Annotated in this window: 1 protein-coding gene; it reads left to right on the forward strand. The window is 73.2% G+C overall.

Annotated features, from left to right (window positions below):
- The coding region (gene cmk, locus I0Q12_RS01365; RefSeq protein ID WP_231609805.1) for a (d)CMP kinase at positions 1-440 on the forward strand (440 nt) is incomplete at both ends.

Consider the following 440-nt stretch of genomic DNA (forward strand, 5'->3'; position numbering starts at 1 on the left):
CCCGACGGTCGAGGACATCCGTCTCGACGGCCAGGACGTGCGCGGCGAGATCCGCGGCGCCGAGGTCACCGCCGCCGTGTCCGCCGTGTCCGCGGTGCCGCAGGTGCGGGAGATGCTCGTGGCCGCGCAACGGCAGATCGGCCGCGCCGCCGAGCGCATCGTCGTCGAAGGCCGCGACATCGGCACCGTCGTGTTCCCGGACGCGGACGTCAAGATCTATCTGACCGCCTCCGCCGAGGCACGCGCCCACCGGCGCAACGCCCAGAACATCGCGGAAGGTCGCGGCGACGACTACGACGCGGTGCTGGCCGCCGTGCAACGCCGCGACCACCTCGACTCCACCCGGGCGGTGTCCCCGCTGCGCGCGGCCGACGACGCCGTGCACGTGGACACGAGCGACATGAACATCGACGAGGTGATCGCCGCGCTGGTCGCGGTGG

Source organism: Rhodococcus sp. CX, assembly GCF_015865005.1.
In the GTDB taxonomy this organism is placed as follows: Bacteria; Actinomycetota; Actinomycetes; order Mycobacteriales; family Mycobacteriaceae; genus Rhodococcus.